Source organism: Bacillus cereus G9842 (genome assembly GCF_000021305.1).
GTDB lineage: Bacteria > Bacillota > Bacilli > Bacillales > Bacillaceae_G > Bacillus_A > Bacillus_A thuringiensis_S.
The window spans coordinates 1,834,959-1,859,265 of sequence record NC_011772.1 but is presented as its reverse complement, the minus strand read 5'-3'; the positions used below and the strand labels follow the sequence as shown (position 1 = coordinate 1,859,265).

Below are 24,307 nucleotides of genomic sequence, written 5' to 3'. Positions count from 1 at the left end.
TCCACCTCATGACAAAATACCATTATTTGTATTACGTGAAATTTTAACGCTATTTATGAACGAACAGCCACTTCTCTAACGAGCGGATTATGTACTTGCACATAAATTGCTTGCTCTAATGGATTACTTAACTCATCGACATCGAAAAATCTCGTTAGTAAATTTGCTTTACACGCTAACTTATCTTCGTCCAATAATTCTCTTAAAAATGTTGAAGGTTCCCGGTTATACGGAAGGAATGATTCAAGTACAGACCTTAATTCCGAGAGAAGAATTTCCTCCTTAATTAATCCTGCTGTGCCAAAACCATTAATGAGGCCAAACATATGATTGAAAATTAAGTAGTAACGAAATCTCTCATCCACAATATAGTCGTCATATAAATTTCCAGTACGTTCTCCAATACCAGCTAATTCATTATTAAGCATCTCTTTCATTGAATTACAGAAATAAAATCCTTGATTATCACGGAAATAATATTTGACCGGATAACCATCTTTTAGCTGAACAACGCTATTTTGCTGATGAGCTTCTAATGCAACACCATACTGTAAATACATCCATACCATTGGCTTTAAAGAAATATTCATATATCTTCTAAACCACTCTAAGCTTACTTCTTCACAGCTTTTACTTTCTAAATCTGCTAGGCGATGAATAATATTCGATAACCGCGTACGCTCCCCAGGTATAGCATCTTGAACTAGCCCAGCAATTAATGTTGCGTCGTTTGCATGTTCACTATAAAAAGGGTTCTCGCGAATAATCACTTCAAATCCAGATTCTTGTGTTCCATAATTTAATGTAATATAAGCTGGATCACAAATAAAATCAAAGCCTGGAAATCTTTCTCGTACTTCACCAATAGCCGTATTTAACATTTCCTTCCCTTCAAGACCACTCTCAAGTTCTTTCAGTTTATTAATACGCATTGAATTCGTTACTTTCACCGGAAATGAAAACTTAAGCATATACTTCGAATCGGGATGATACAGCGTCCTTAGTGATGATGTTGCCATAAAATACTTACCTACAGGTCCAATATACTCAAGCAATTCTTGAACTATCCAATCCTGTACGTAAGCTTGATGCAAGAGCCATTCTGCCTGAAGCGGATGAATTGGAATTAATGCATATTGATCTTCCTTACAGTACTTCGCTATAAATTCCTTACTAACCATCTCATCATTACTTAATTCTTCTTTTATAATCGTTGTTGTAGAAGCTGATAATAATGATTTTTCATTTACTATACTTTTATGTGCCCGAAAATAATGAAGCTGACATTCTCCTTTTAATTCTGGAGAATACATTTCACTTTTCCAATCCAATATCCCCTGTCTACTCTTTGGTGTAGGATGAGTTAAATGCCCAAATAATAAAGACTGCTCCGCTTCTATAAAAGTTGTATGGAAACCGTATAATGCGGATGTATCTTCTATTCTCTCTTTTATAAATTCCTCAATATTTTGACAACTACGAATGACTCGAAGCATAAGTTCCGCAGGATTCGTTCCTTCTCCGTAGTTGATAGACATCTCTTTTATTAAAAATGTAATAACTGTAACGTAATCTGCTTTAATAACAGAATTACTATCTCCAATTTGATAATAAAATTTTTCTCCAAACAAATGGCGATCTGTTGATGATTTATATATAACTTCTCCATACAAAGTAACGTTCTGTGCCGATAGCCGACAACATAAATATGTGGGGACTGTATCTCTATTCAACGTATTACTGAAGATACTCTTCATTCTTTCATCCTCTGTAATCCATTCTCCACTCCCTGTTTCTCTTAAATAACAGTTTAAAAAGCTTTGTAATGTTGCATGTTCTGCGATTTGTTTCGCATGCTGCATGTTGGTCCTCCTCTTTATATTAAAGCTATCGAAATTTTATATAATAAACGATAATTGAATGTCGTTATCAATTATGATTCTAATTGATAATGATATTCAATTCAAGAGTATATTTCAGAATTTTTTTATCAAATAAAATTTTTCTTTTTTTCTTTCTTTTCTTTAATCTAGTTAAAAGTACACTAGAAAAATTCTTGTTTTCAAACTAATTACCTACTTTTATTAATCCATTTTTTGATGGATTAATAAAAAGGTACACCAAATGAGGTATACCTTTCCCTATGATATGTTTACATAATACTATTATATGCATCAATCTATATAGCTGTTTGTTTTTGTAACAAATTCAAATCTCTCCAACAATACGCTGTTTCTTCTACCTTTACTCTCTCTAAAAATTTCGTATCAATTTTTTCAGGGTTGAATTTTTCATAAAACTTTTTAGAAGGATTATTCGTAACGACCCAAACTAAAAGAGATTGCATATCATTCTTTACACATTCTGATAGTAACGCTTGAAATAACTTTTGGCCTATTTTCAATCCTTGATACTGTTGTAAAAGATAGATTGCATATAATTCCCCATCACAATTATATGCACCGCTTCTTTCAACTCCCCCATCAATAAATCCGACTATCGTTCCATTTAACGTCTCTGCTACAAATCTATATTGGCATGTATCTTCTTGTTGAAAAATGTTTTCCCATTGTTTTTCTCGTTGCTCATATGTTATATTTTCTAAAAATTCGTCAGCAAATATACCTTTATACGTTGTTTTCCAGCTATCAACATGCACCTTTGCTATACCTCGTATATCATCTTTTATAGCTCTTCTAATATGTATTTCCATCATTTCTCCCCCTTGTTATTCATCATTATATCAATTTATTTCCTTAAAAATCCAAATAAAAAAGAGTGAATTCACTTCACTCTTTTTTATCACAATTATCTACTTTCCACTTCAACTGAAACTACTCGATCAATCTCTTTCAGGGAACTATATAACTCTGTTGTATATAAATCTTCTGGAGCTAAAATAACCATTTCCAATTGCTGAAATGCTCCACTATCTATATCTTTAATTTTCACGCGTTTCACATGCATGCCTAAATTTTTAATTTGCTTAAATATACCATCTAACTCATGATGCTCTTTAACAGTAATTTTTATAGATAAATCCTTTTGTCTTAATGAATACGGTCCTGCAATTTTCACAAGTTGCGGAAGTACATTAATCGCTAAAATAATTAAAACCATAGCAACTGTCGCTTGTAAATAAAATCCCGCACCAATTGCGATCCCTAAAGCTGAAGCAGCCCACACCATAGAAGCTGTTGTTAATCCAGAAATAACATCATTACTTCTTCGTAAAATGACACCTGCGCCAAGAAAACCAATTCCACTAACAATTTGAGCGGCCAGTCGCATCGGATCCATATTTGTATGTCCTGGAACAGAATATACATGCACAGATTCAATTGAAACCATCGTAATTAAACAACTTGCTACAGAAATAACCATACTTGTTTTCACACCAAGTGGTTTATTCTTTAGCTGCCTATCTATCCCGATGAATAATCCTAAAAAGAGTGCTAAACCTAATTTGAGTAAAAATTCATATGACATATTTCCATTCTCCTTACTTTACAATGTTTCCCTTAGAATAACTCACTATAACTCTTTTATGATATCAATTCCAGTCTTTTCTATTCATTTAACGTAAAAAACCGAAAAAACATTTATAACGATGTTTCTCCGGCTTTTTATTACACTTTAGATTCTTCTTTATTTCTGATCTTTAATCTTAATTTCTGCATCTTTGTAGAATGCTAATTTACTGTCATTATACTCTTTTGTAAATTTGTTAAACTGCTCTTTCGACTTTTGTGCTTCCACATTTAATTCATTAACAGTTTTAACTTTTTCACCGATTTCTTTTAATTTCGTTTCTTTTACTTTTAATTTTTCATACAGTTCTTTTTCAGTCGCTAACACTTTCGTGTAATTTTCATTCATCTTTTTGAATGCATCATAACGGTTTTTATACGACTCTTCTACTGCTTTTGCTTGTTTTTGTAACTTCTTATCTTCAATCTTCTCTATATTACTTTGAACAGATTTTGTTTCCTTCTGTGCTTTTTCTAACATTTCTTTTTCACTTTTCAATACTTTTTCACGATCATCTACATTTGCAGTAGCTTGCTCTATTTTCTTTACAACTGCTTCATTATGATCTTTACCTTCTTGCAAAATTTGAGCATATAATTCTTGCCCTTGTTTCTCTAACTGCTCTAATTTTTTTGCTTCATCCACTAAAGATTTTTCTTGTGTTGCTGCTGTTTCAAAAGCTGTATATAGATTTTCTTCTGGCTTTTCACCGAAACAACCTGTTAAAAGTCCTACTGATAATACTCCTACTACTGCTACTTTTCCATACTTCAACGTTCATTCCTCCATTACATACGGTTATCATGCCAGAGGTTCACTGGGAAGTGATTCTCTTCATGATAAGCTTCAAACTCATAACCCTTTTCTTTTAGCCCCTTTAAAATTGCTGGCACAGCAGCAACTGATTGCGGGTGAATATCATGCATTAAAATTACTTCTTGTGGTTTTGTTGCGTTTGTTAATACATTTTGAGCAATTTGTGCTGCAGCTGCATCAATTGGCATTTTATTGTATTTCCAATCTGATGAATCAATTGTCCAATCCCATACTTTAAATCCGCTTTCTACCACTTTATTTCGAAGACCTTCATTCAATCCAGGCATCGAACCATATGGAGGACGTGTTAATTTAGGTGATTTCCCAATAATATTAGCGATTAAACCTTGATCTTCTTTCATCTCATTTACATACTCGCCATTTTTATATAACTTTGCGAAATTATGTGTCATACTATGCATGCCTACATAATGACCCTCAGCATTTTCACGTTTCACTAAATCAGGAAATTCTTTGACATTCGCTCCAATTAAAAAGAACGTCGCCTTCGCATCATGTTGTTTTAGCGTATTTAATAATTCAGCCGTATATTTCCCTGGCCCATCGTCAAATGTAAGATAAGCAACTTTTCTTTCTTTTCCATTAAAACGACTTGGTGCCGTTTTATTCATTTCAACTTTCGGCTGTTCACTTGCAAGCTGCACTACATTTTCTTGTTTCGCAACAGCTTTTGCTGGTGAAGTAATTGATTGGAACATGTAATACCCAATAGCTACTGCGGCAATCGCTATTAAAACGACTACTATTTGTTTAATTTTTAAAGCTTTTTCCATTCTATCGAATTCCTCTCCCTATTAATCTTATATATAAATCGCCCAATATAATTATACATCTATTTATTTTTATTTCACCATGTAAACAGATTTTTTTGTATTATACTGGGAGTTTTATCAAAAGTATTGTTCCATGTGCTTATAAGACTCAACGTATCTCCATGAAGATCCACCATTTTTTGACGATAGCTAAACCATATTTTCACCTATTACATAATTATTAATCTGGCAAAATAGCTGGTCAATATATGATAAATGATCTTTCGCAATTACTATCTCTTCATCTTTCACCTTAATCGCTTCAATGTGTATGAATATGTAATTGCATTTTGAACAGTCTTTCTTTAACCTGTTTCAATTTCCACCAATTCAATTGTTCTATAAATAGTGATAAATTGAATTTCCTTTCCTTCAACTTTAGGAGCTAATTTCCAAATAGTCCCCTCTAGTATATCGTATAATTACACCTTTTGTTTATATAAATTAAAATGATTTTAGTATAATTTTTCTAGAACAAAAAAACGTTATTAAAAAGTTGCTAATCCACTTCAAAAAAAAGATTGGCAAAAGCCAATCTTTTTTTATTATTCGTTTCGAACTGATTTTGGCGTTACACCTAAATGATCATTTAATTTTTTTGAAATATCTTTTATATTTTTTTCATTTGGAATGTAATAATAAATACCACCGATACGTTTATCTGTACCTTCTATTTGCATTTTTTCCATTTCCAAATTAGTTCCTGCCATATTTTTTGTAATGGCAAGCATATCGTCAAATGTTAAGTTCGTTTTCATGTTTTTATCAACCGCATCTAGTAAAGAGCCCATTTTGCTAATTGATTGAACAGACATCGCTTTTTTGGCAATTGCTTCTATTACAAGTTGCTGTCTCTGTCCACGCATTGCGTCACTATCAATTTTACGCGTTCTTGCAAGTGCAAGTGCTTGTTCTCCATTTAAATGTTGGTAACCTTTTTCTAAATGGATCATACCAGCTTGGTCTTTACTATCTTGTTCAGTGAAAGTAACTGGTACATCAATATCAATACCACCAATTGAATCGACAATTTGTACGAATGATTCAAAGTTAAACTTCACATAATAATCAACAGGGACATTTAAAAATCTTTCCACTGTATCGCGTGTGCTTTCTACGCCACCAAATACGTGAGCATGAGTAATTTTATCTAATTTTTTTCTAGTTGGAATATAAACACGTGAATCACGTGGAATACTTACTAGCTTAACAGACTTATCATCTTTATTAATTGTTGCTAATAAAAGTGCATCTGTTCGAACTGCTTCGCCATATTGGCTTTTTCTCATTTCACTTCCATCTACACCCATGATTAATATTGAAATATTATCCTTTAAAGGTTCAACTTCTTTATCACGCTTTGATGACTTTTCAATTTTTGCATATGCATCATTTACAACTGCTTTTGCTTTATTATATATAAACGAACCATATCCTACTCCTCCAAAAATAAGTAGGAAGAATGGAATTAATATGAACCATTTTATTGACTTTCTTTTAGAACGCTTTTTATTACTTCTCGTATTTTGTTCTAATTCAGAGCTCATACCCATTCGCCTCTCTTTCTCTTTACCAAGTATAATGTAAGTCTATTTATCTTCATATTGAATTTCCTTTCATTAACCTTACAATTTTGTAAGGTTACTACTTAAACCCAATATGTATTCCATTTCACATTATACTCTCGTACTTATTTTTGGCAAGTCACTATTTACCAATTTCAAAAATTTAGCACTTCGCAACATGCAAATTTATAAATTCATTAACTCTTTCATTTTAAATTAGGATATCTTTTTCCAGATAAACGATATGAATAAAGAGTCCAGCTAATAATAAAACCTCTATGAATACAGTATATTTCACGTTATTATTTCTCAAACGGCGTATACATGCTTTTCTTCCCCTGATTATCAATAAAAGCCGACTTTGCTTTTATTTTCGTTTTTTCTACTTCCATGTCTTCATTTGAGAAGTTCACAATGATTTTAATATCTTTTCCATAAGAAACAGATTGTACTAGCTTATCTTCTGACAAATACGCAAAATTCGTCATCTCTTCTTTTACTGCTTTTTCATGAACTTCATTCCAAACTTTTAGATGCTCTGTAATTTCTTTTTTATGTTTATTCCACTCTACTTCATCTAAATGGTACAACGGAGGAACATTATACAATAATTCAGACAGCATTCGATTTCCAACTTCATCTTTTACCTTTAAACTTCCCCATTCCCAATGATGCGTTGTAATAACGGAATCATTGTATACTAATTTATATAATGGTACCGAATATACTGGATTTAAATATACTTGTTTATATTCTTCTTTCAATGGTACTTGTTTTGCATATTTTTCGGGAACATTTTGATTTGGTGACCAATATCCACCGACATAATACGGACTTGTTTTATTTTTCCGCATATCTTCATCGTCCCATTTAATAACAGGTGTTTCAATTCCGTGTGCAAATGCAATCGTACTACTAGCAAAATCATTTCCACCTTCAGAACCAACGACCATACCCTTTTCTTGTGCAATGTAGTCCATTCGTTTTAAACGTGCTTTTAAATCTTGCTCTTGTGTCGTTATATGTTTCGCTGAATAGTCATCGTAAATTTCACCTGTCGCATCACAATCAATAAACCATGAATTATATTTAGGACCATTTTGTAATATATCATTCATGCGTTCCTTTACACTAGGCAGCGATAAAGTCGGGTTTAACTTGCGACCTCTGCCTAAAAAGCCTTGCACCTTTTCTCCGTTTTTCTTCGTTACAGTAGCCTCTTCGTATAATGATGGGTCATTAAAGGATGCTGTGTTCCAATTTTTATCACTTTTTTCGTGAATGGAATGATATGAATCATACGGACCAACTAAATACCCCATTTCCTTCGCTTTTGCCACGAAATTCGGTTGCATAAATCCTTGTTCCCAGTTCGGCAGACCAATCCACGCTTTTTCTATTCCGGCCTCTGTCATTTCCTTTAGTATGTCCGTTCCATCTGCATTACCCCATTTACTTACCTCTTCAACCGCATCGCCAAGTAGCGACTTTAATAAATGCTTATTTAAGCTATACAATTCTGTATTCGTTAAGTGACCTACACCTTTCTTTAATAGCACACTAGCTTCCTGGTCAACGTTTTGAAAAATATCCTCTTTATAAAATTCCTTCATGGATAATACTTCGTTTATATAACGTAAAATAACATTTTTTTGATACTTATCAATGAAATCTTGTTTACTTACTTGATCTAATACATTCAGTTCCCCAGGCTCTGAACTATTCTTTTGAATAAGTTCTTTTATATGACTAAACAGCGGGCTATTTATTTGCTCCCTTAGTTTTGGCCAATTTATATTATTTTCTGATAAACCATTTTGATTCCAAAAATAAAAATGCGCCGCTCCATATAACTTTTCGATTTCTTTATTTTTTCTAGCCTTTTCTTGTAATGTTTTAAATTCACCTTTTCGAACAATATCATCCTTATACAGTTTAGCAATGCTTACCGCATCATTATTTGTCACATATAATTGAAATCCATATGTTTTATTTTTATTTATGCTCGGAAATTCATGTGTAAAATCAAATCCTATTTTCGGATCCGAATGAAATTTCAATTCATTATTAAACATATTGTTTGCAATATATACAATTGAATATTTCGAACCATTTAATGCGAAAAACTTCATAGAAAATGATTCAGCAAATGAATATGCATCATCCTTTAAAAACTTCTTCCAATTCTCATCATTGCTCGGAATTTGCTTACCCTCCCATAACGGAAGTGTATAATTTTCAGCTCCTACTTTCGGCCATGTAAAACTTTCTGCACCAGTCGATTCCACTTCAATGTTTAAGTGGTCTTTTTTCTTTTCTAATTTTATTTTTACTTTTTGATCTGGATATTCCCACGATGTACGATCCTTTTCTTTTTTTACATTCGATACCTTCATTTTCGGTAGGGGTTGTGATGCCTGTTCCTTTACACCGTCATGTTCTACAGTTACTGTGAATGTTTCTGGATTTACATCATAAGTAAAATCTTTATACGTCGCTTTCTTTATTTTAGACTCTTGTACAGCATTACTACCTTTTACGTCACAACCGACTAAAGTCGAAAATGGCATAGTTGTTAGAAGACATATCGCTATCATTTTTTTCATCCTCTGCACCTCCACCAATGAATATACAGGTGGTTTGTTACAGAAATGTGGCAAAAAATAATAGAGCTAGCATTTTGCTAGCTCTATTTGGAGTATTAAAAGTTGATATGAACAACTATAATTCGCTTAGAAGATATGTAATACAGTAACTGCATTTTTTCTCAACAATTATGAAACTAAACAAATCAAAATTTTAACAAGCATTCTTTAACTGAAAAAATAAGTGTATACAATGTATCCTAAAAGTAGTACTAAAATGATTATCCCTGTACCTTTCCAATTCATACCGCCGGCTATATCAACTAGACTACCTGCTTCCGCTCTATTGAGTCCGTCATGTAAAGAACCCGTAGGATTACTTTTTAATTCACTTTGTCTCATACGCTCTCTTTTTTCTTCTGGTGACTCTTTATTCATTTAATCACCTCCAAAATGAATGCACTCTTTACTTACATTATTCAAAATCAACATTTGTTTTATATTTTTTTCCGAAAAAACCCAATTTAAAATAGGTTTGCAACGTAAAGAAAGCTAGCCATGCCAGCTTTCTTTATAATCCAATATGCTCTTCCTTATTTACAATAATACCTTTATGGTCGATTTCAAGCTCACATACTTTCATATCTGTAAATACTCTCGCTAATTGCTCAGCGATTTCTTGACGTTTCTCATATGGCGTTAATATAAAAATAGATGGTCCCGCACCGCTAAGTGCTGTGCCGTACGCACCAAATTCTTTTGCGCATTTACGAATAGATGGTAATAACGGTACGAGTTCTAAACGATATGGCTCGTGAAAATGGTCTCTCTCCATCATTTCACCTACAACTTCCCACCGCTTTTGACATAATGCAGCTACTAATACGTTACTTATCGCACTAGCTTTAACTGCCTCATGAAACGGAAACATCTTTGGTAATACAGATCGACTTTCATCTGTATTTAATTCTTCATTCGGAATAAGAGAAATTACCCCTAATTCCTTGCTCTCAATTCTTACGACGGAAATATCCTTTCCATCAAGTGCTCCGATTACAGTTCCACCTAATATAGAAGCAGCAACATTATCAGGATGTCCTTCAAAATTTGTAGCAATTTGAACTTTTTGATCAGCAGTTAAGTTCAAATCACCTAGTTGATTCGCAACCTCTATCCCAGCTACAATCGCTGATGCACTACTTCCTAGCCCTCTCGTTAATGGGATATTGCTAGTAACTTCTATTATATGGGGTGATATAGAAGGACATACTTTACATGCCGTGCTAACGATTAAATTTTTATCGTCTGTCGGAATTGATTCTTCAAAGGAATGGATTACTTGCCACTTATCAGCTTTTTCTTTAACCACCACATCTAAATACAATGACAAAGCTATTCCAACTGAATCAAATCCAGGACCAACATTCGCCGTACTAGCAGGGACACGAACGCTTAATGGTATCACGACATAATCACCCCTTTAATATGATCTTTAATTTGTTCTATATTATTTGACAAACTTGCGATGTCTAGTTGATTTGAAGAAATAGCGATATCAGGATCCTTCAAACCATTTCCAGTTAATACTGCAACAACTGTTTCTCCCTCTTTGATTTTTCCAGATTGAACATGTTTAATTACGCCGGCTAATGAAGCATTTGATCCTGGTTCAGCGAAAACTCCTTCAGTTTTTGCTAATAACCTATACGCATATAAAATTTCTTCATCTGATACCATATCTATTTCACCACAAGACTGCTCGGCAGCCTCTACTGCATACGACCAACTTGCTGGGTTACCAATGCGAATTGCTGTTGCAATTGTTTCAGGCTCTTCAATTACATGCCCTTTTACAATTGCAGCTGCTCCTTCCGCTTCAAAGCCATGAATTCTTGGCTTCTTATAACCTTTTTCTTTCTCATATTCACAGAAACCTTTCCAATATGCTGTAATATTTCCTGCGTTCCCAACAGGGATAGCTAGAACATCTGGTGCATTTTGCAATTGGTCACAAATTTCAAATGCTGCCGTTTTTTGCCCCTCAATTCGATAAGGATTTACTGAGTTTACTAACGTAATCGGCTCTTCTGCAGCAATATTTCTTACAGCCTTAAGTGCATCATCGAAATTCCCTTCTATTGAAATAATTTCAGCTCCATAAGCGACCGCTTGCGCTAATTTCCCATGTGCAATCTTTCCTTCAGGTATGACGATTATACATTTCATCCCAAGACGTGCCGCATATGCTGCAGCTGATGCTGATGTATTACCTGTTGATGCACAAATGATTGCTTCTGAACCTTCTTCTTTCGCCTTAGCAACTGCCATCACCATACCACGATCTTTAAAAGAACCTGTCGGATTCGCTCCTTCGTACTTACCATATAGCTGAACCCCTAATTGCTTTGATATATTTAATAACGGAATAAGAGGTGTGTTTCCTTCCATTAAGCTCACATCAGGTGTTTTTTCATTCACCGGTAAATAAGAAGCATACTGTTTTAATAGTCCTTTATACATATTGTTTTTCCTCCTCAATAATGTAGTAACTGTTTATTTCACTTGCGACAGCTTCTATCGCTCCTAAAACTCGTTCGAATTGATACTTGGAAGTTCGATGTGTCACAACAACAACTTCTGCCAGTTCACGGTTTAAAGGTAATTGAATAACTTCTTTTAAACTTACAGAATAATTAACGAAACATTCTGTTACTTTTTGCAACATCCCAGGCTCATCTCGTAATGAAATACGCAAGAAATATTTCGAAACTACTTCTTCATCACCTTGTAATTCATAAGGAACTGGTTCTTTTAACGCACTTTTATTTTTCGGCACTTGATTCATATTTTTAACGATGGAAATAATATCACTTACTACAGCAGAACCAGTTGGCAACTTTCCAGCTCCAGGTCCGTAAAACATTACTTCTCCTACCGCTTGACCGTGAACATATACTGCATTAAATTCATTATTTACATTCGATAATGGATGACGACTTGGTAAAAGTGTCGGTTCTACACTTAAATGAATGGCTGATCCTTGTTTTTCTGCTTTCCCAATTAACTTCATAGTAAATCCTAACTTTTCAGCCATTTGTAAATCTTCTTTTTCGACCTTTCGAATCCCTCTTACTTGCACATCACCTAATGAAACATTCATCGAAAAACCTAAGTTTGCAAGAATTGCTACCTTTCTCGCCGCATCTAGTCCATCTACATCTGCTGTCGGATCCGATTCTGCAAAACCTAATTTTTGCGCTTCCTGTAAAGCCTCTTCATAAGACCACCCATTTTGACTCATTTTTGTTAACATATAATTTGTTGTACCATTTACAATTCCCATTATTTTTTCAATTTGATCTGATGCTAGCCCGTCAGTTAGTCCTCTTAACACTGGAATACCGCCTGCTACGCTCGCTTCATAACATAAATCACAATCATTATCATTTGCCAGTTGAAGAAGCTCTGCACCATATACAGCCATTAAATCTTTATTTGCTGTTACGACATGTTTTTTATTTTCTAAAGCCTTAACAATATGCTGTTTTGCTTCTTCAATTCCGCCCATTACCTCTACTACAATATCAATATTTGAATCATTTAGAACTTCATCTGCATGACTTGTGACTGCAATTCCGTCAATACAAACATCGCGTTCTTTTTCCAAATCACGTACAACGACTGTTTTCACTTTCACTTCGTATCCTGTATCAAGAGCGATTTTTTTATAATGTTCTTTCAAAATATGAACAACACCACTTCCGACCGTACCTAAACCTAATACCCCAACATTTATAACGTTATTCATCTTCTAATCTCCTCCTAAAAGTTTAATTGTTACACCTATAAATCACCTTATTCTGCTCTTTGGCCATGCAGGTGGTGGTTATTTCCGTACGTACAAATTGTTTCATGTTACAAGCACCTCCTTTCAAAGTAATAAAAAAACACACTCATCCCTAGGAAAGGGACGAATGTGTTTTCGTGGTTCCACCCTTGTTCCAATCTAGACGTATCTCCTTCTAGATTGCTCAAGTTCAGATAACGGCTGATACCGTCAATAATTACTAGATTACTCGTTCACTATTGAAGTTCAAAGGTGGTAAAATCATTTCTCGTGTTAGGAAGCTCACACCCTTGGCTTCCCTCTCTGTAAACCGTAAAAATGATTTCTTGTCCTTATCGTTACTTTTTCGTTCATGTTTATTTGTTAACTCATTATACTCGCATAAAAAACAAAATCAATACTATTTTTTAATTATTTTAAATTTTCAATCTCTAAGGTCGTAAAAAAACACACTCATCCCTAGGAAAGGGACGAATGTGTTTTCGTGGTTCCACCCTTGTTCCAATCTAGACATATCTCCTTCTAGATTGCTCAAGTTCAGATAACGGCTGATACCGTCAATAATTACTAGATTACTCGTTCACTATTGAAGTTCAAAGGTGGTAAAATCATTTCTCGTGTTAGGAAGCTCACACCCTTGGCTTCCCTCTCTGTAAACCGTAAAAATGATTTCTTGTCCTTATCGTTACTTTTTCGTTCATGTCTATTTGTTAACTTATTATAGTTATCAACTTTTTAAAAAGCAAGCCTATTTTTACTAACTATTTTCAAGAACTTTTTTTATTATATTTTACAATAGCATTATGCAACCGCCACTCAATTTATCTATTTTGTTATTTCTCCAGTTTGTAAATCAACGGTTCGTATATAAATTCCCCATTCTAAAACCCGTACATATCCGCTCCACAAAACTATATCAATAAAATTTTTAATACAATCTTTTTGTATAACTTTCTTCTAAAGAACGTGCAACATCTTCTTCTGAAGTATTCACTTTCGCATGCTCCAGTAACATTTTTGCTGCTGAAGGTAACTCTTTTTTATTTAACCAAGATTCTGGATCCCACATCTTAGAACGAATAAAAGCTTTTGCACAATGAATATAACACTCTTCTATTTCAACAACAATTCCAAGCAATGGATTACGTCCATTCGCCTGCATTTCTTTCAAAACTTCTTCGTCGTTTGTAATATACGCTCGGCCATTTATTCTGAGTGTCTCCCCAAGACCTGGAATAAAAAAGATTAATCCTATACTTGGATTGGAAATAATATTCAAAATGGAGTCTATACGGCGGTTTCCTGGTCTTTCCGGAATAATAATTTTACTATTATTTAATATGTAAACAAATCCAGGTGCGTCTCCTCTCGGCGAGGCGTCACACTCCCCCAACTTATTTGCAGTAGATAATACTAGAAAAGGAGATTTAGAAAGAAAATCTATGCAATGGTGGTCTAATGATGAAATAACTTTTTTCAATGCTCGCTCACTTGGTTGCCCCAATATTTTCCGTAACTCTTCCTCTGTTGAAATAATCGATTTTATTTCCATACGCTCTATCTCCACTTATAACCACTCCTTTTTCTTTATTTTCCCAAAATTCAATACAAATATTGTATAATAAAATTTGAGGAAAGGAGAATTAAAATGACAGAGTGGTTAACAATATTTGATCCTGAAAGAAATACACTTGGGAAGAAATTACGTGACGAAGTGCATCGTGACGGTGATTGGCACGAAACATTTCATTGTTGGTTTGTAGAAAAAGATAATGAAGATATGTTCTTATATTTCCAATTACGCTCTAAAAATAAAAAAGAAGCTCCATGTATATGGGATATTACTTCAGCTGGACATATTATGCATGATGAAGATGTACAAATTGGTGGCCTTCGTGAAATCGAAGAAGAATTGGGGCTTTCCTTTCAAACTACTGATTTAATATACAAAGGCATCTTTAAAATAGATTATGAAATTTCAAATCTTACTGATCGTGAATTTTGTCATATGTATTTTCACAATGTCAACAATCCACTTCCATTCGCACCAGGTGAAGAAGTAGACGATGTGATGAAAGTACATACAACTCCTTTTCTACAACTATTAAAAGGAGAGATTTCATCTTTAACGACGATTTCAGTCCTAAAAAATAAACCGATTACGATAACATTTGAAGATATTTATCCGTATGATCTTGCATACTATGAATTTGTTGTTGAACAAGGAAAAGAACTACTAAAAAATAATAGTTTGTAAATATAATAGGACTCCTATCTATCGTTGACTGAGAGTCCTATTTTCCTTATCATCATTGTTCAATTGTCTTTAATCTCTTCTCTACTCGCCTAAATAAGTGAATGATTAACAATACCATGACCGCCATAATCACTGCTGTTGTATGTGGATATCTAAACAGTATACTAATAATACTTCCAATTAACATCATGATGAATCCGTTTTGCTTCATCACTTCTGCACTATACCTATTACCCGCATCCCATAATTCCTTATTTTTCATGGATCGTTTCGTACGATAACCATATGCTGCGTTAATATCCGTTGGTGGATTTTTTTGAAGGATAATTGCAGCAAGTATAAATATAACACCGATCAATATGCTTATTCCTACGTTTACTAATGCATAGATCAATTATACCCCCCCTAACTTACACCCTCATTATACGACACGACCCCTTTTTTTCCAATTTATAACGCATTCAATTTCTTTCTTTTGATGTCTGGAACATACTCGGAAGTGTTACAAAACGTGCCCCTTTCGTTTTTAACTGCGGAATGATTTTGTCTAGTGCATCTACAGATCCTTGTAGATGCCCACCCGGTGTTGAATGCTGAAGGATGACACTTCCTGGAAATGAATTCCCTAATACATTATTTGTAATCGTATCAGCGCTTACACCTTTCCAATCAACTGTATCAACACTCCACTGTACAATCATAAAATTTTGCTCTGTCGCCCACTTCAATTGATTTTCAAGTATTTCACCGTATGGCGGACGTATAAACTTTGGTGCATAACCAGCTAAACGATTTAATATTTCTTCTGTTTTTATAATTTGATTACGGTACTCATCCTCATTTACTTTCGCTAAATTTGGATGACTATACGTATGATTACCAATTACATGCCCTTCATTTGCAATACGCTTAACTACGTTCGGAAATTTTTCTGCGTTTTCACCAAGTAAGAAAAAAGTAGCTTTTACATTATGTTGTTTTAACTTATCTAATATTTTTGGCGTGAATTCTGAATCTGGTCCATCATCAAATGTAAGAGCTACTTCCGCTTTATTATACGGTCCTGAAAATGCGTACGCATATTTTTCAACCCATGAAAATGGTGTCCACGATCCACGATCATCTACTTTCATTTGTACTTCATAGCTTTGAGGGATATATGCGTATGGCAATGCGCTTATATATTCTCCATAATAAAGTGAGTTATATGGCATATAAGCATACGAAACATCTCGTTCTAGTCCCCATTGATATGGAGCAAACATTTCTGGCGAATAAAAATAATACATGATAAAAAACCTCCCTAAATTTTCATATGTGATTCATCTGCACTTTGTTAGAGAAATTGTTATTCATAAACAAAAATAAGACTGTCCTTAATTAGGACAGTCTTACTGCTTTATATTATTAATAAATTGATGTACTATCTTTTGGCAAAGCTTTCACATGTTTTAAATAGTTCGTCACTTTATCATCATCTTGCGGATATTGATATTCATATGTGTTAGCAATTTCGTTCGCCACTTCTCTAAATAAATCACCCATAACAAAGAATGACTCCCATATATTTTCATATTCTGCATTAGAAAATGTCCTTTTAAATTGCTCCCACATATCTTCTTCAATATATTGCTCGAAATGCTTTCCAAACTTCCCTGTATTAACTGTAAAGTCTGTTTTCATACCAATATACCATTCTAGCATTACGATGAACATATCTCGCACTGGTCCTTCAAGCATTCCTTTTGCATAAGAAAGTTCCTCTCGCCATAACCCTTTTGCGATATTCGTACTACACCACCAAAATTCATTACAACAATCTAAAAACTCTTTTTCTGTAGGCTTTTTTACTAAGTAATCTTTATCACTTGCTGGTGGGAATTCTTCCAGACAATTATCTTTATCAAGAAGCAGTTTACTTAAACTATCTTGTCCAACGAACTTTTTTATTAACTCAACTGGAACTAGCGTTAAATCAATCCGATTCCCATCCATGAACTGCATTAAATACGGAAACTTTCCATCTTCATCTGGTTGAACTAACGACATTTCTTCTGGCATTTGTACTATCATTATTTCTCCAAATCTATGAACCCAATTATGATTAGACGTAAAAGATTGTATATCATTTACAACATACATAATATCATAGTCTTGAAAACAATCTCTTTTCACATTTGGATTTACACGCAATCCATTCATGATAACTGCTCGAATTCTTTCATCCTCTATTGCTGTATTTATAATTACGTCTAACATTTCTTTTTCAGTTCTCATCTACTCACAACCTCCAATTTTTTAATATATAATATAGTGCTATACTGGAGGGCCACGAGCTAATCTCGTTATACACGATACATGTTATAATTTTTCAAACATCTTTTTCATTCCATCTGTCTCCTTACATCATTCTTTTACGATTGCCATTACAAACCCATCGTATCCCTTACTTCCGACAGTTTGAAGCGCTGTAGCTAACACGTGGCTCTGCAGCTATTAATTCATAGAAACGACGTATCCCTTGTACACGAGGATAGTTACTAGTATCATTAATAACTTCTCCTTCACGTACTACATTATCTCCAATAATTACGGTACCAGGGCGTGATAGTTTCAGTGCCCATTCAAAAATAAGTCGGATTATTTTGTTTATCAGCATCTATGAAAATAAAGTGAAACTTTAATCAGTGGGGGGACATCCCCACTGATTATTAGTTGAACCAATCGGGCGTTTACGGGCAGTTGATCTCCCACCTAACTTCTTTGCTCCAGCCGACCTTTGAGGTGGGAGTCTTACTGCCCGTTAATGCGGGATAAAATCAAAAGGTTCATACTTCTCATTTTCTATTTGTTGTAAAGAATCTAACGCTAATCCTGTTCGTATTTCAATTTTATCATTCAAATTAGCACGTTCAATATTGCTACGTGCAATTTCTGCATGTTTTTCATTTGCTTCCAATGTAACAACTTGGCCTCCAGATGGTAAGCCCCTTGCAATCCATATCGTGCTATATCCGCCTAGAGTACCAATTTCCAAAATGTTTCGAGCTCCTTGAATTTGTACTAATAGTTGTAAAAACTTCCCTTGCGTTGGCGATACATCATGTGCCGGTAAATTAGCTGCAGCATTCGCTTGAAGGACCCTTTCTAATGTAGAATCTTTCGGTATTAATACATCACTCATATATTGATCAACAGCCGTCCATTTCTCAATTGTACTCATGTAAATACCATCCCTTTCAATTTCCCAACGCTTTCTACCATTCACTTTTAATTATACTGAAAATTCTGTCTCTAATACAAAAAATAAAGAAGGGACATCTCCCCCTTACAGAATAGATATCCCTTCTTTTAAAGTTAAATTTAATTCCTATGGATTAGTAGACCAAAGCCCAGCAGATTTAATAAATGTACGTTTATTTAATTTTAGCTGCGCTACGATAAATTCTGCAATATCTTCTGCTTGCATTACTTTATCAGGGTTTCCATCAGTTAATCCTAAATCTACAGCCATATCAGTTGCTACTGTACTTGGTGTTAAAGCTGTTACACGAATGTTATGCTTACGAACTTCCATCGCTAACGATTCAGTTAAACCAAGAACACCAAATTTAGAAGCACTATATGCACTTGTTACAGGTGCACCTTTTTGTCCTGCTGTAGATGAAATGTTAATGATATCACCAGATTGTTGTTCAATCATGCTCGGTAAAGCAGCACGAGTTGCATAGTATACACCCATTAAGTTTACTTGAATGATTTTTTCCCAATCAGCAACGTCTAGTTCTAAAAACTTACCAAACTTAGAAATACCAGCGTTATTAATTAAAATATCGATAGATCCTAAACCATTTTTTAACGTTTCAATCGCAGTAGTCACTTCTTCGTATGAAGAAACATCAGCAGTTGCAATAACAGCTTTTACGCCTTCTGCTTCTACTTCTTTCGCTACAGCTTTTAAGTTTTCTTCTGAACGAGCTAATAGGCCTACATTTACGCCTTCTTTCGCTAATGCAATTGCGACAGCGCGACCAATCCCTCTACCTGCTCCTGTAATTAAAGCATTTTTGCCTTGTAATAATTCTGCCAAGTATAACACTCCTTAATCATCTCAGTTATGTATTATATTAAAATTGTATCTATGTTTATGTAAAAAGGCAATGATGCACTTTCATGTGCGTAGGTTACTTGTAGGTAACTATAGAAAATTACTATGCATTCATTGCACGTATTTATCATTATTCATGCAAAATAAAGACACCCTCCTCATAAAAGAGTGTCTGCGTATGAAATAAAAAATGGTTCTTTATCACTACACTATTTTTCTTTATAATTAGGAATACGCACAATAAATTCAGTACCTTTTCCTTCCTCACTCTCCACTTTTATCTCTCCTTGATGAAGGTCGAGTACTTTCTTTACAATAGCTAAACCTAAGCCACTTCCTCCATAGGCACGATTTCGTGAAGAATCCGCTTTATAAAAACGCTCAAAAATATGTTGTTTCTGTTCTTCTGATATACCAATTCCTGAATCACAGATACGCACTTCCACTACTGTCTCATGTTCCTTTAACTGAATAGTAATTGTACCACCGCTTGGAGTAAATTTAATGCTATTATGAATTAAATTAATCCACACTTGACTCATACTTTCTTGGTCTGCAGTTACATGGACTTTCTCTAAATCAAGATCTAATTCAATTTCTTTTTCAGCCCAGAGTGGTTCACTATTTAACACAATTTGCTTTAACTGTTGATCTAATCTATAGCTCACTCTTTCTGGTGTATACTCTTCGGATTCTAAAAGAGTTAGCTTTAGTAAATTTTGACTTAGTTTAGATAATCTCGTTGTTTCAGTTTCAATAATGGTAAGATAATGCTTTCTTTTTTCCTCAGAAAGATTATCGTCTTGTAGTGCTCTAGCAAATCCTTTTATAGAAGTTAATGGTGACTGTATTTCATGAGAAACATTTGATACAAATTCTTGTCTCATTTTCTCCATCGTATTCAGTTCATCTGTCATATCATTTATACTTTTTACGAGCACGCCAATTTCTCCATCATACTTTTCTTCATTTCGTATTTTTACGGAGAAGTCTCCTTTTGCAATTTTTTGTATCGGTTCAATAATAGTCCAAATCATTGCCTCTCGTTTTGGCCTCATTAATATTCCAATTAATGTCCAAATAAGAATAATAAATACAAAACCGACCATATCACTAATTAGAAAGGCAACAAACGGCGATACGTTTACGTCAAAAGCATTCAATAAACTAGTTGCTACATAAAATGCGATAGACCAAATGATAGTAAGAAAAGAAAAGAGCGCTAATACCGCTCCAAATACTTTCAGCATCTTCAACTTACTCATTCGTTTTCTTTTTCTCATTTACTTACCTCTAAGCGATACCCTAATCCTCTTATCGTTTTAATACTAAATTTCGACTGCTCTTCTTGAAACTTCTCACGTAACCGATTAATATGAACGTCTAGTGTACGTTCATTCCCTTCAAAATCATATCCCCATATTTCTTCAATTAATTGCTCTCTCGAACAAGTTCTTCCCGATTTAGACCCTAAAGTAAAGAGCAGCTCAAATTCTTTTAACGGTAACGTAACCGTTTGTTCTCCAGATGTAACTTCGAATGTTTTACGATTTAATAATACATTTCCAACTTGAATCGATTGTGAAACTGTAATTTGGTAACGTTTCAATAATGCCTTTACTCTCACTACTAGTTCTATAGGGTCAAATGGCTTTACAAGATAATCATCTGTCCCAAGGTGAAATCCTTTTACTTTTTGTGATGTTTCCCCTTTGGCAGTTAGCATCAGAACCGGGATATCATAGTATTTTCTTAATTCAAAACATACATCAAATCCATCCATATTTGGCATCATGATATCAAGAATAACCATATCGACTTTTACGTCATCCATTTTCCGAAGTGCATCTACTCCATCAATTGCCTCATATGTTTGAAAACCTTCTCGTTCTAAAAATACAGAAACGAGTTCCCTAATGTGTGGATCGTCGTCTACTATTAAAATTTTAGGTATCAAAGGAACCATTTCCTTTCTACTTAGCATCTAATATATTTTTTTAAAATGCACCCTCTTTAATTTTCAATTGTTGCGTTGCAAACTCACGATACATATCATGCGTCTGTAATAATTCATCATGCGTACCACTACCTGTAAGATTCCCTTTCTCAATAAAGATAATTTTATCTGCATCTACAACAGTAGAAAGTCTATGCGCAATCACTAACGTTGTTCTGCCTTTCATTAAGTTATTTAACGCTTTTTGAACGACAGACTCAGATTTACTATCTAAGCTTGAAGTTGCCTCATCTAGCATAAGAATTTGCGGATTTCGAAGTAACGCTCGGGCAATGGCAATTCGCTGTCTTTGTCCACCAGAAAGCTTCACACCGCGTTCTCCAACTTCTGTTGCATAACCGTTTGGTAAGTCATGAATAAATGCATCAACATATGCCATTGCTGCTACTTTTTCAATTTCTTCATCCGTTACTTCGCCTTCAACACCGTAACAAATATTATCACGAATCGTTCCATCGATTAACGGACTATCTTGTGATACGTAACCGATTTGACGTCGCCATGACTGTAATGAATAACTCGTAATTGATTCTTTTCCTAATTTAATGGCACCACTAGTTGGCTCATAAAAACGTTCCAGTAATGAGAATAACGTTGTTTTCCCACTACCACTTGGTCCTACAATCGCTGTCACTTTTCCAGATTCAATTATGAAATCAATATTTTTCAAAACTTGCTCTTCTTCGTTATACTCAAAATGTACATTTTCAAGAACGATCGGCTGCTTAGCATTTGCCACTTTCACACCAGTTTCATGATCTTCTACTTCATATTCTAAAATCGTACTAATTCTTTCCGTTGCACCGATTGCCTTTTGAAATTGTGTAAAGAACATAGATAATTGACTCATCGGCATTATAATTTGAACTAAATACAAAATAAACGCTACAAGTTCACCAGTTGTTAATGCACCGCTAGAAACTCGCATCCCGCCATATCCTACGATAATAACAAGTAGTGCCATTAAAACAAACGACATAACTGGCGAAATTAATGCTTGCACTTTTCCTTCTTTCAAACCAAATTGTAATAACTTTTGTATACCTGTATTACCCGTTTCATATTCTCTTTTTTCTGTATTTGAAGATTTCACTAAACGAATTTCCGATAACACTTGCGTTAACACACTTGTAAAAGATGCCGTTTCATCTTGAAGCGCTTTTGAAATCTTATACATTTTTCGTCCAAGTGGAACTAAAATTAATACAGACAACGGAATAACCGTTAAAAGTAACGCAGTCATTTTCCAATCTAAAACAAATAATACAATTAACGATCCAACAATTGAAATACCACCTGTTAATAAGTTTGACAAATGCTCAGAAATTAACGTTTTCACAACACCTGTATCATTCGTCATACGGCTAATCGTATCACCTGTTCTATTTTGATCGTAATAAGATACCGGCAAGATAAGTACCTTTTTCCACAAACGTTCTCTTAGTCCCGCTACAATCTTCTGCCCAATATAATTTAGTAAATATATAGATAACCCTGCCGCAATAGTTTGCATTACAAAGAAAGCAACTAACCCAACAATTTGTCCTGCACTAATTGAAGAAAGCGAAAAATTATCTACTAATCCTTTTGTTAGCATGGGAATAAATAAACTCGCTCCCGTAGAAAGCAAACTCATTAATAATGCAAAAACTAAAATTCCTTTCGGAGGATTTGTATCTTGAATAAGGCGTAAAAACTGCCTCCAACTCCCTTTTTTCTTCATTTCATTTCTAACTTCCATTCCTGTTCATCTCCTCGTGTTAAACAAATCTGTTCTTTCTAAAATTAGAATACGATACAAATGTAAACTGAATGTAAACACACTTTTTCTATTTTTACAAAATATACATAAAAACTCATCTTTACAACAGATATAAACATCTGATATTATTACCTGGTACTTAATATTATTCTATGTAAATTATAAATAATTTACAACACGATATAAATCTCCAGTTAGTGAAAGGAGTATCCTTTTTGCAAACAAATATACATTCTGAAAAGGAAACAATTATTTTTATTCATGGGTTAGTTGGTAATCGTCGCGCCTTCAAAAAGGAGCAAAAACGATTTTCTGCCTCCTACAACATTATAACTTATGACTTATTAGGTCACGGTGATGATAAAGGAGAAGCAATCGACTTTTCATTACAGCGCCTCGTAGATCAATTATTAAACTTATATGAACAAGAAAATATTAAAAAAGCTCATATTTGTGCACTAAGTTACGGCTGTTACATCTCTACAATTTTTGCACAAATGCATCCAGAAAAAGTATTAAGTATTTGTCATATTGGAGGACATTACAATAACCCTTCTCGTTTATATAATGTATTTCAAAATTTTTGGGAGAAGCGAGGAGATGAATACTCTAAATGGCTCTCTCAATACGCAAATACTATTTTTCCAAGTGGTATACTAAAAGCAAATCCATTCGCAGTCATTTCAAGAAATATTTACTACCGTTTCGGATTACAATTACATTCATCCATAATTGCCCAGTCATTACGACATCGGTTAGAATTCGATTTAAAATCTAAATTAAAATCACTCCCTCACCCTATACTATGGGTAATGGGAGAGCATGATCATCTCTATAAATCTTGTCTATTTGATTTGAAATCTATTTTACCTAACGTTCTATACAAGGAAATACCTTTAGCAGGACATGCAGCGAACTTATTTCGTCCTAACTATTTCCACGACTTATATGATCGATTTTTAAATGGAAAGTTAAAATAAAAACTA

The 24,307-nt window shown here is 34.1% G+C and carries 21 protein-coding genes, 2 pseudogenes and 2 other annotated features; of the genes and pseudogenes, 2 read left to right on the top strand and 21 right to left on the bottom strand.

The genetic code is table 11. The features are described from left to right. Positions 1 to 53 precede the first annotated feature (53 nt). From BCG9842_RS09340 to BCG9842_RS09285, 12 genes are all read right to left on the bottom strand, one after another. The gene (locus BCG9842_RS09340; RefSeq protein WP_001163341.1) at positions 54 to 1,862 is read right to left on the bottom strand and encodes an IucA/IucC family protein; all 1,809 of its coding nucleotides are present in this window, start codon (positions 1,860 to 1,862) and stop codon (positions 54 to 56) included. 317 nt (positions 1,863 to 2,179) lie between these two features. Next, positions 2,180 to 2,713, bottom strand: a complete 534-nt coding sequence (locus tag BCG9842_RS09335; RefSeq protein WP_000402427.1) for a GNAT family N-acetyltransferase — start codon at positions 2,711 to 2,713, stop codon at positions 2,180 to 2,182. Positions 2,714 to 2,808: 95 nt separating this feature from the next. Beyond that, positions 2,809 to 3,489 (bottom strand): MgtC/SapB family protein, encoded by a 681-nt coding sequence (locus BCG9842_RS09330; RefSeq protein WP_000119510.1) that lies wholly within the window; start codon positions 3,487 to 3,489, stop codon positions 2,809 to 2,811. A gap of 159 nt (positions 3,490 to 3,648) precedes the next feature. Further along, the gene (locus BCG9842_RS09325; protein WP_000873575.1) at positions 3,649 to 4,305 is read right to left on the bottom strand and encodes a YkyA family protein; all 657 of its coding nucleotides are present in this window, start codon (positions 4,303 to 4,305) and stop codon (positions 3,649 to 3,651) included. Positions 4,306 to 4,319: 14 nt separating this feature from the next. Next, entirely contained in the window at positions 4,320 to 5,141 is an 822-nt protein-coding gene (locus BCG9842_RS09320) for a peptidoglycan-N-acetylglucosamine deacetylase (RefSeq protein WP_000409486.1), read from the bottom strand. 584 nt (positions 5,142 to 5,725) lie between these two features. After that, positions 5,726 to 6,727: an LCP family protein gene (locus tag BCG9842_RS09315; RefSeq protein ID WP_002083270.1), complete on the bottom strand. Its 1,002-nt coding sequence runs from the start codon at positions 6,725 to 6,727 to the stop codon at positions 5,726 to 5,728. Positions 6,728 to 7,047: 320 nt separating this feature from the next. Further along, positions 7,048 to 9,351 carry a glycoside hydrolase gene (locus tag BCG9842_RS09310; RefSeq protein ID WP_000738098.1) on the bottom strand — a complete coding sequence of 768 codons (2,304 nt, stop codon included), beginning with the start codon at positions 9,349 to 9,351 and terminating at the stop codon, positions 7,048 to 7,050. A gap of 207 nt (positions 9,352 to 9,558) precedes the next feature. Further along, positions 9,559 to 9,768, bottom strand: a complete 210-nt coding sequence (locus BCG9842_RS09305; protein ID WP_001031477.1) for a DUF6366 family protein — start codon at positions 9,766 to 9,768, stop codon at positions 9,559 to 9,561. Positions 9,769 to 9,901: 133 nt separating this feature from the next. After that, positions 9,902 to 10,795: a homoserine kinase gene (thrB, locus tag BCG9842_RS09300; RefSeq protein ID WP_000612685.1), complete on the bottom strand. Its 894-nt coding sequence runs from the start codon at positions 10,793 to 10,795 to the stop codon at positions 9,902 to 9,904. Next, positions 10,792 to 11,850: a threonine synthase gene (thrC, locus tag BCG9842_RS09295; protein ID WP_000276426.1), complete on the bottom strand. Its 1,059-nt coding sequence runs from the start codon at positions 11,848 to 11,850 to the stop codon at positions 10,792 to 10,794. Before thrC ends, thrB begins: the two co-directional genes overlap by 4 nt. Beyond that, positions 11,843 to 13,138 (bottom strand): homoserine dehydrogenase, encoded by a 1,296-nt coding sequence (locus tag BCG9842_RS09290; protein ID WP_001066896.1) that lies wholly within the window; start codon positions 13,136 to 13,138, stop codon positions 11,843 to 11,845. The genes thrC and BCG9842_RS09290 overlap by 8 nt, the downstream gene beginning before the upstream one ends. 155 nt (positions 13,139 to 13,293) lie before the next feature. Beyond that, positions 13,294 to 13,525, bottom strand: a binding site (T-box leader). Between the two features lie 115 nt (positions 13,526 to 13,640). Then, positions 13,641 to 13,872 (bottom strand) — a binding site (T-box leader). Between the two features lie 233 nt (positions 13,873 to 14,105). After that, positions 14,106 to 14,744: a pyridoxamine 5'-phosphate oxidase family protein gene (locus tag BCG9842_RS09285; protein WP_000402140.1), complete on the bottom strand. Its 639-nt coding sequence runs from the start codon at positions 14,742 to 14,744 to the stop codon at positions 14,106 to 14,108. 81 nt (positions 14,745 to 14,825) lie between these two features. On the opposite strand from BCG9842_RS09285, the gene BCG9842_RS09280 reads away from it, so the two are divergent. Then, entirely contained in the window at positions 14,826 to 15,434 is a 609-nt protein-coding gene (locus BCG9842_RS09280; protein ID WP_000141353.1) for an NUDIX hydrolase, read from the top strand. 52 nt (positions 15,435 to 15,486) lie between these two features. On the opposite strand, the gene BCG9842_RS09275 is transcribed toward BCG9842_RS09280, so the two are convergent. From BCG9842_RS09275 to BCG9842_RS09235, 9 genes and pseudogenes are all read right to left on the bottom strand, one after another. Then, positions 15,487 to 15,825 (bottom strand): SdpI family protein, encoded by a 339-nt coding sequence (locus BCG9842_RS09275; protein ID WP_025989011.1) that lies wholly within the window; start codon positions 15,823 to 15,825, stop codon positions 15,487 to 15,489. 70 nt (positions 15,826 to 15,895) lie between these two features. Continuing rightward, positions 15,896 to 16,723, bottom strand: coding sequence for a peptidoglycan-N-acetylglucosamine deacetylase (locus BCG9842_RS09270; RefSeq protein WP_000291206.1), 828 nt, complete (start codon positions 16,721 to 16,723; stop codon positions 15,896 to 15,898). A gap of 118 nt (positions 16,724 to 16,841) precedes the next feature. After that, a complete protein-coding gene (locus BCG9842_RS09265; RefSeq protein ID WP_001258545.1) occupies positions 16,842 to 17,711 on the bottom strand; it encodes an aminoglycoside 6-adenylyltransferase in 870 nt (289 codons plus the stop codon). Positions 17,712 to 17,840: 129 nt separating this feature from the next. Further along, positions 17,841 to 18,106 (bottom strand): annotated as a pseudogene (locus BCG9842_RS09260) (O-methyltransferase); the annotation flags it as partial. A gap of 149 nt (positions 18,107 to 18,255) precedes the next feature. Further along, positions 18,256 to 18,657 (bottom strand): annotated as a pseudogene (locus BCG9842_RS09255) (O-methyltransferase); the annotation flags it as partial. Positions 18,658 to 18,804: 147 nt separating this feature from the next. Further along, positions 18,805 to 19,524 carry a 3-ketoacyl-ACP reductase gene (locus BCG9842_RS09250; protein ID WP_000818985.1) on the bottom strand — a complete coding sequence of 240 codons (720 nt, stop codon included), beginning with the start codon at positions 19,522 to 19,524 and terminating at the stop codon, positions 18,805 to 18,807. A 227-nt stretch (positions 19,525 to 19,751) separates the two neighbouring features. Then, positions 19,752 to 20,825, bottom strand: a complete 1,074-nt coding sequence (hitS, locus tag BCG9842_RS09245) for an envelope stress sensor histidine kinase HitS (RefSeq protein ID WP_001231625.1) — start codon at positions 20,823 to 20,825, stop codon at positions 19,752 to 19,754. Next, complete coding sequence (hitR, locus tag BCG9842_RS09240; protein WP_000612415.1) at positions 20,822 to 21,499, bottom strand: envelope stress response regulator transcription factor HitR; 678 nt, start codon at positions 21,497 to 21,499, stop codon at positions 20,822 to 20,824. The genes hitS and hitR overlap by 4 nt, the downstream gene beginning before the upstream one ends. Before the next feature lie 40 nt (positions 21,500 to 21,539). Then, positions 21,540 to 23,300 (bottom strand): ABC transporter ATP-binding protein, encoded by a 1,761-nt coding sequence (locus BCG9842_RS09235; RefSeq protein WP_000453881.1) that lies wholly within the window; start codon positions 23,298 to 23,300, stop codon positions 21,540 to 21,542. A 236-nt stretch (positions 23,301 to 23,536) separates the two neighbouring features. Between BCG9842_RS09235 and BCG9842_RS09230 the strand changes: the two genes are divergently transcribed. Continuing rightward, positions 23,537 to 24,301, top strand: coding sequence for an alpha/beta fold hydrolase (locus BCG9842_RS09230; protein WP_001194308.1), 765 nt, complete (start codon positions 23,537 to 23,539; stop codon positions 24,299 to 24,301). Positions 24,302 to 24,307 lie beyond the last annotated feature (6 nt).